This is a genomic window from Planctomycetia bacterium (assembly GCA_021413845.1).
Lineage (GTDB): Bacteria > Planctomycetota > Planctomycetia > Pirellulales > PNKZ01 > PNKZ01.
In genome coordinates this window covers 1-7361 of the sequence record JAIOPP010000150.1, presented here as the reverse complement: position 1 = coordinate 7361, position 7361 = coordinate 1, and the positions used below count along the sequence as shown (strand labels likewise).

General features: G+C 62.2%; 6 protein-coding genes. 3 read left to right on the top strand and 3 right to left on the bottom strand.

The window, feature by feature from the left end:
• The coding region (locus K8U03_24985; protein MCE9608153.1) for a DUF1501 domain-containing protein at positions 1–511 on the top strand (511 nt) is incomplete at its 5' end.
• 899 nt (positions 512–1410) lie between these two features.
• Here K8U03_24985 and K8U03_24980 read toward each other — a convergent pair.
• Complete coding sequence (locus tag K8U03_24980) at positions 1411–3381, bottom strand: DUF1565 domain-containing protein (GenBank protein MCE9608152.1); 1971 nt, start codon at positions 3379–3381, stop codon at positions 1411–1413.
• A gap of 202 nt (positions 3382–3583) precedes the next feature.
• Between K8U03_24980 and K8U03_24975 the strand changes: the two genes are divergently transcribed.
• Positions 3584–3763, top strand: a complete 180-nt coding sequence (locus K8U03_24975) for a hypothetical protein (protein MCE9608151.1) — start codon at positions 3584–3586, stop codon at positions 3761–3763.
• 138 nt (positions 3764–3901) lie between these two features.
• Complete coding sequence (locus K8U03_24970) at positions 3902–4093, top strand: hypothetical protein (GenBank protein ID MCE9608150.1); 192 nt, start codon at positions 3902–3904, stop codon at positions 4091–4093.
• A 56-nt stretch (positions 4094–4149) separates the two neighbouring features.
• On the opposite strand, the gene K8U03_24965 is transcribed toward K8U03_24970, so the two are convergent.
• Both K8U03_24965 and K8U03_24960 read right to left on the bottom strand, forming a co-directional pair.
• Entirely contained in the window at positions 4150–5868 is a 1719-nt protein-coding gene (locus K8U03_24965; GenBank protein MCE9608149.1) for a response regulator, read from the bottom strand.
• Positions 5869–5920: 52 nt separating this feature from the next.
• On the bottom strand, positions 5921–7361 hold a 1441-nt coding region (locus K8U03_24960), incomplete at its 5' end, for a response regulator (GenBank protein ID MCE9608148.1).

Sequence of the window (7361 nt, the reverse complement as noted above, 5' to 3'; positions counted from 1 at the left end):
GTCGGTACTGTTGGGCCGTCGGCTGCTCGAAGCCGGGACGCGACTCGTGCAATGCAACTGGCAGCGAACGCAAGGCCGCAACGGCTTCGCTTGGGACACGCACTGGAACAACTTCACGGCCTGCAAAGAAGATTTGATTCCGCCGTACGACCAAGCATTGTTCGCCTTGATGAACGACTTGGAAAAGAGCGGCGAGATCGAAGATACGCTCGTCGTCGTCGCCGCGGAGTTCGGCCGTTCGCCGAAGATCACGCTCAAGAATGCCGGCCGCGAGCATTGGCCCGATTGTTATTGCGTGCTGTTCGCCGGAGCCGGCGTGAAGCAAGGGGCCGTGTTCGGCAAGTCGGACAAGACCGGCGCTTATCCGCTGGAAGATTCGTGCGGACCGGCCGACTTCGTCGCCACGATCTACCACTTGCTCGGCATCGATCCGCATCAAGAAGAGCATGACCAACTCGGCCGTCCGTTTGCGCTGACGAAGGGAAACCCGCTGCACAAGATTCTCGTGTAGCAAAAGTAGTAGGCACGTTCCACGTGCCGTAACCACTAGGGCGTTTCAGTCGCGACCCATGCTCGCGCCGCAATCCGCCTCCGTTCAATAGCCCGGGATGTATATCCCGGGGTACGGCCGTATCGATCGTTCAAAGCCATCCGTGGCGGACGGCACGTGGAACGTGCCTGCTACTTTGGCCGCTCGCTTCGATCTGAGATTCGCGCGCGGCACGGCCCCGATCGCATCCTTTGCGACTTCAAAAAAGTTCGTGCGTCGTCGCCCGGGTTCGGTCGGGCATCTTGTCAAACGATTCTCTGCGCAGAGCATTGCACCCGGCCGAGCTTCCCCGAGACAACTCGCAAGAAGACCCGCCCAGGCGACGACGCACCGGACGACACCCAACGCAAGCGAAGCGTTCTGCTCCGGTTTGCAACCCTGAGCGGAACGTCGTGCAAGTTTCGAGCTGCGGTTTAAGTTCGTCGCACGTTTCATCCGCACGCGCGGCGACCGAAGCTCGCGAGTCGTGCTTGTTCGCCGCAGCGATTTACCACAGCAAGGCAAGCACGCACCGCAGGCCGGAAGAAGACGCCGGGCGGCTGTTACGTCGCCCGGCCGGCCGGCGTCGCGAGGGACCGACGATCAAGTCGATTACTTCGAGCCCCGGCGATGACAAGCGGCACCGGCGGAGCTCGAAGGTTCCCGTCGCGATTCGTCGTCGCAATGAAGCAACGTGTCGAAACCTCGCAGAGGTCGGAGCCCTGTCTCCGTCACAAGCTCGAACATCGCACTTAAGCGGCGAGAATTCAACACGAAGAATTAGGCCAAAGTTGCAGGCACGCTCCGCGTGCCGTAGCCATCGTGCCTGAAAACAACATCGAACAAGCCCCGCGACGGCACGCGGAGCGTGCCTGCAACAATCAGGGCTGCGCCGCCTCGCGGCCGACGCGGAACATGCTTGCGCCGAGCGGTAGCGCGCCGATGTCGGGCACACCTTGATCGAAGGTGCGGAGCGGGTCGACATACTCGGCCGGCACGACCGTGCCCGCATCGATCGCGGCGCTCCCTTTGCCGAGCGTGAAGTCGTCGTTCAAGCGCGGGTCTCCCACGCGCGAGCCGGCGCCGAAGCCGGCCGAGTAGACCTTCTTACTCTCCTCGAAAGCGGGCGAGCCGCGAAACTTCGCGAAGAATTGCGACGTCTCCGCTCCCTTCGCCCCGAGCGACCAATAGAGATTGCCGTCGCTGATCCCTTCGCCGACGACGGTCGGCTTCGGTGCCGGAAGCGGGGCCGTATGCACGAAAAGATTGTTGAACACGTAGCGCTTGCGCTCGAAGTGCGCCGCATCGGTCAGCGCCATCTCGGCCGAGCGGGCCGGGTCGCGCATCAAGAGCGTGTTGTTCACGAACCACAGCGACGACCACGGCGGGCTCCCGTGATCGCCGAGCGGCTTGCCGCTTTGAAACGTCGGTTCCGGCTTCGCGGTCGACGGGCGGCCGGTGGGAATCGGCTCGCGGCAGTCGATCACGTTGCGGCAGACGAACACGACGTCGGTCGTGAGCTCCTTGCCGCCGAACGCCAGCGGCGTGAGGCAACGGCGGATCACGTTCGCATGAATGCGAATCCGGTCGGGCGTCTTCGTATAGCGATGGTACATCGGGCTCAGATAGATGCCGTCGTCTTGCGTGCCGTCGATGAGGTTGTGGTGGAAGTCGACGTTGAGACCGCCGAGATAAACGCCGTCGTGGCCGTCGCCGAACTCGCAATAACTGATTTTCCAATCGTCGTTTTGCGGAAACGCATAGACGTCGGACTCGCGGCCGGAGTTGGGGAGCAACAGAGCGTGGGTATTGAGCCGCGTAATGTCTCGTTCGTTGCGCCACGGATAAGTGCGGAGGCTCGTGTCGGTGCGAAACGTCCACGGCGGTACGTTACCGAACAGGCCGCAACGATGCAGCGTGAGCCCTTGAGCGCCATAGGCTCGAATGCCGTTGGAGCCGCACCAAACGGTCACGTTGTCGAACGCGATCGCGCGGGTTTGCTCGAGCAGAATCGTGTCGTGCCCGCCGCCCCGAACGACGAGATCTTGAAACGTAAGATGGGCCGCGCCGTCGAGGCGAAGCGGAATATGATGCGACGGCACGACGACGAGCGGCACTTGCCGCGGGTCGGTCGAGCCCGTGTAGTTGTCGGTCCCTTTCAAGTGCGTGTGCGCAAGGCGCGCATGCACGCGACCGGTTGCCGGGTCGTACCACAGGCCGGGGCCGCAATAGACGGGCTTCACGTCGCCGTTCTTATCGTCGGACGAGACGAGGTCCCACATTTCGTTCGTCGCACGCAGGTCTTGCGCGTGGTAATAGGTGTTGAGGCCGATGAACGAATCGCCGAACGAGCCGAGCAGGTAACGGATGTTGCCGAAGGTGCGCGTCGAGCGGTATTCGTCGCCGGCGCCGGCAACCGGTTCCCAAGCTTGCGCGGGCTGCTCGAAGAATTCACGCTCGCCGGCGTCGATCGTCGCGAGTTCGCCGGAGGCCGAGCGAACGACGATCGGCTGCTCCGCGGTCCCTCGAAGGGCGCAGCGGACCTGTTCGTAGTAGGTGCCGCCGCGGAGATTGAGCGTGTCGCCGGCGCGGAGCTGCGTGAGGGCGTGATTGATCGTGCGCCAGGGATGCCCGGAGCTGCCGTCGGCCTGATCGCTGCCGCGCGCGGCATCGGCATACTTGTTCGAGCCCGTGGCCGGCGGACGGGCCGAGGGCTTCGGCAACGTGCGGAGCGGAGCATGGCTGAGAGCAGGCTCGGCGCGTAGCTGCCGATTTGCGGCGAGCGTCGCGAAGATCGCGAAGGCTACTAAGGCGAGGCGGCAAAACGATGAAGTCGAGCGGCAGGAGGGCATAGTCGCGAGCTCCGAAGGTGGGCGGTGGGCTCCCTTAAGATATGCCGGTTGCAGCGAAGATGCGAGCAATTCGCGACCCTGTAACGCTTCGGCTCGTTTCGCGCCTTTGCTAAGCAGCGGAGATCGCCGGTACATCGCCAGGGCGAGCGGCCGAACGCGAACGTAAATCATCCAATAAGGAACCGACAGGTAAAGGTGCGGTATGTCGAAGGTCGTCGAAGTCGTGCGGAAGTTGCGTCGTTGTGAACTGGGAATGGAAACGACGCAGACCGTCGTCATGACGGGCGTGTGTGCCGTGGCCTTGGCCGCGCTGTATGAATCGAAGGGAGTGATTCTCGCTTGGGCGCAGTCCTGCCTCGCGGTCTTACTCAAGATTTCGTAGCAACGCTCCCGCTTCGGCCTCGCGCACTCGACGCAAGCAGTTTGCAAGCCCAGCGGTTTTCCGAAACAGTGATTCGACGACAGCGATTCGACGACGCGACAATTTGTCGCACGGACAGCTCTCGCAAGGCTTATTAAAATGGCGATCATGGATCAGCAGCAACTCACCAAAGTCGACGCGGCCGTTCAAGAATGTTTGGATGCCTGCCGCGAATCGCACACGCCGTTCACGCACTTGGCGAGCTGCCTCGAAAAGCTCAAAGCGGACGCGAGTTGGAGCGAAGACGAGTTGCGAGAATTCCAACTGCGCGTCGTGCGGGTGTTGCTTTAGAGCGGCCTGCCTGACATGCGGAGGCTCGCCCAACGTGCCGCGGATTCGAGCCCGCGTTATCGACCTAATCCGGCGAAGACGCTCATGAGCGTCGCCGCTTCGACCGGCTTCACCAGATGATGATCGAAGCCGGCCTCGCGCGTGCGTTTCCGGTCGGCGTCTTGGCCCCAGCCGGTGAGCGCGATGAGAATCATCGACTTGCCCCACGGCTGTTCTCGAATGCGCCGGCAAGCATCGTAGCCGTCGAGGACCGGCATGCCGATGTCGAGCAGCACGACCTCGGGCTTGAACGCCTCGGCCGCTTCGACCGCGGCGAGGCCGTCGTGCGCGAGGCGGATCTCGTTCCCCATGATGCCGAGCATCATCCCGAGTGTTTCGGCACCGTCATGGTTGTCGTCGACCACGAGCACGCGATATTGCGACGTAAACGCCGACTTCTTGCCTCCGGCCTTCGGCACGGTCGCCATGTCGGCGGCGACGAGCGGCAGCCGGACGATGAACTCGCTCCCGCGGTTGGCTCCGTCGCTTCGAGCTTCGACCGTGCCGGCGTGCATCTCGACGAGCCGTTTGACGAGCGTCAGGCCGATGCCGAGGCCTCCCTGCGAGCGATGCAGATGGCGATCGACTTGCGTGAAGAGATTGAAGACGCGCGGCAGCATATCGTTCGGAATGCCGATCCCGGTATCCTTCACACGGACGACCGCGAAGCGCTCTTGTTGCTCGACGCTCAGCTCGATGTCGCCGCCGCGTTCGGTATATTTCGCAGCGTTGTTCAAGAGATTGGCAAACACTTCGGCGAGGCGAATCACGTCGGCGTTGACCAAGAGCGGTTGCGCCGGCAGGGAAATCGTCAGGCGATGGCCGTCTTGATCGATCAGCGGCCGGCTCGTTTCCACGGCCGCTTGCACGACTTTCGCCAACTCGACGATCTCGGTGCGCAGCTCGAGCTTGCCGGTCGTGATGCGCGAGACGTCGAGCAAGTCGTCGACGAGCCGAGTCATCTGGCTCACCTGACGTTCGATCACGTCGCCGGCCCATTGCAAGTCGGGAACGTCTTGCCCCTTGAGCAAGAGAATCTGCACGGCGTTGCGAATCGGCGCCAGGGGGTTGCGCAGCTCATGAGCGAGCGTCGCGAGAAATTCATCTTTTTGGCGATCGGCGTCGCGCAGCGCGGCGTCGGCACGCACGAGGGCCGAAGTGCGCTGGGCGACCCGTTCTTCGAGTTCGTTGTTTAAGAGCAAGAGCTGCTCTTGCGCACGGCGCCGCTCGGCGACTTCCGAGAGGAGGCTTTCGTTCGCCAGCGCGCACTCGCGCGTCTTGCGGTAGAGCTCGGCGAACACGGCGACTTTCGACCGCAGAATCGTGGCATTGATCGGCTTGTGCAGGTAGTCGACCGCACCGGTGCCGTATCCTTCGAGCACGTGCTGATCTTCGCTAAAGTAAGCGGTGAGGAAGATGATCGGCTCGCCGGCCGTCTTCTTACGCTGCTTGATCATGTTCGCGAGCTCGAACCCGCTCATCACCGGCATGTTGATGTCGAGGATGATCAAGGCGAATTCTTCGCCGATCAACGCCATGAGCGCTTGGTCGGCGGATTCGGCGCGGACGAGCCGGTAGCCGGGATCGTCCAGCACCGTTTCCAGCACGGTGAGGTTGATCGGCTCGTCGTCGACGATGAGGATGTTGATCCGTTCGCCGACGCCGGCCGGAGCGAGCACGGGTGCGCCGTGGGGGCTCTGTCCCTGCTGCGATTGCGGCGCGTCGGCTTTTTCCATGCTCAGGATCATCTTCGTAGTCATAGACGAGATCGTAGCGTACGAGTCGATCCTACCGGAACAGCCAAACCCGCATCAAGGAGAGAAGCTGATCGCTATTGACCGGCTTCGCGATGTAGTCCGAAGCGCCGGCTTCCAAACACTTCTCGCGATCCCCCTTCATGGCTTTCGCCGTGATCGCCAAAATCGGCAAGTTGCGAAACTGCTTGTCTTTACGAATTTCGCCGATCGTTTGATATCCGTCCATCTCGGGCATCATGATATCCATGAGCACGATGTTGATGTCCGGGGTTTCTTGAATCAGGTTGATCGCCTGCCGGCCGTTGGTCGCGCTGATGACTTCCATGTCGCGGCTTTCGAGCAGCGACGTGAGCGCGAAAATGTTGCGTGCATCGTCGTCGACCACGAGCACCTTGCGGCCGAGCAGTACTTCGTTGGAGTCGTGCAACCGTTCGAGCATCTTCTGCTTCTCGATCGGCAGATCGGCGACGACTCGATGTAGGAAGAGGGCCGTTTCGTCGAGCAAGCGCTCCGGCGACTGCACGTCTTTCAGCACGATGCTCTTCGCCATCAGCTTCAACCGCGCTTCTTCTTCGAAAGAAAGCTCCTTGCCCGTAAAGACGACGATCGGCAAGTTCGCCAAATCCGGTACGGCTTGGATCTTTTCGAGCAACTCGAAGCCCGTCATGTCGGGCAGCCGGAGATCGAGCACGACGCAATCGAACGGCCGGCCGAGCAATGCCGCTAGGGCTTCGGCACCGGTCCCGACCGCTTGCAACTCGATGTCTTCATGGTCGAGCAGGGCGATGATCGACTCGCGCTCGATGGCGTTGTCTTCCACGACGAGCAACCGCTTCGTGCGGGCCGTCGTGAAATCCTTCAAGCGATCGAAGGCCGCTTCCATTCCGGCCGTCGTCGGAGACTTCGTCAGCAGCGCGAACGCGCCGCGCGACAAGACCGACTGCCGATCTTCGTCGACCGTGATGATCTGCACCGGGATGTGCCGCGTGTTCGAGTCCGACTTGATGTTGTTCAGCACCGTCCAGCCGAGCATGTCGGGCAGGTAAATATCGAGCGTAATCGCCGTGGGGCGATACTGTCGGGCCAACGACAGGCCCACGGCTCCGCGCGTCGCCACGAGCACCTTGAAGCCTTTGTCGCGCGCTAGGCCGAGCAAAATGCGGGCATGGTGCGGATCGTCTTCGATGACGAGCACCACCGGATCGCCGTCGACGATGCTCTCGCGATCGTCCGGAATCTCTTCCTCTCGGGCCACGGACAGAACTCGAATCGCATGCGACTTGCCGGCCTCTTCGGTCGAGCGTGCGCTCGGATTCTGCGCGGCGATCGACGGGCCTTTGTATTGCAGCGGCAGGAACAGCGTGAACGTGCTTCCTTGACCGTGCGTACTCACAAACCGAATTTCGCCGCCGAGCAGCGACGCCAGTTCGCGGCTGATCGCCAACCCTAGCCCGGTGCCGCCGTATTTCCGC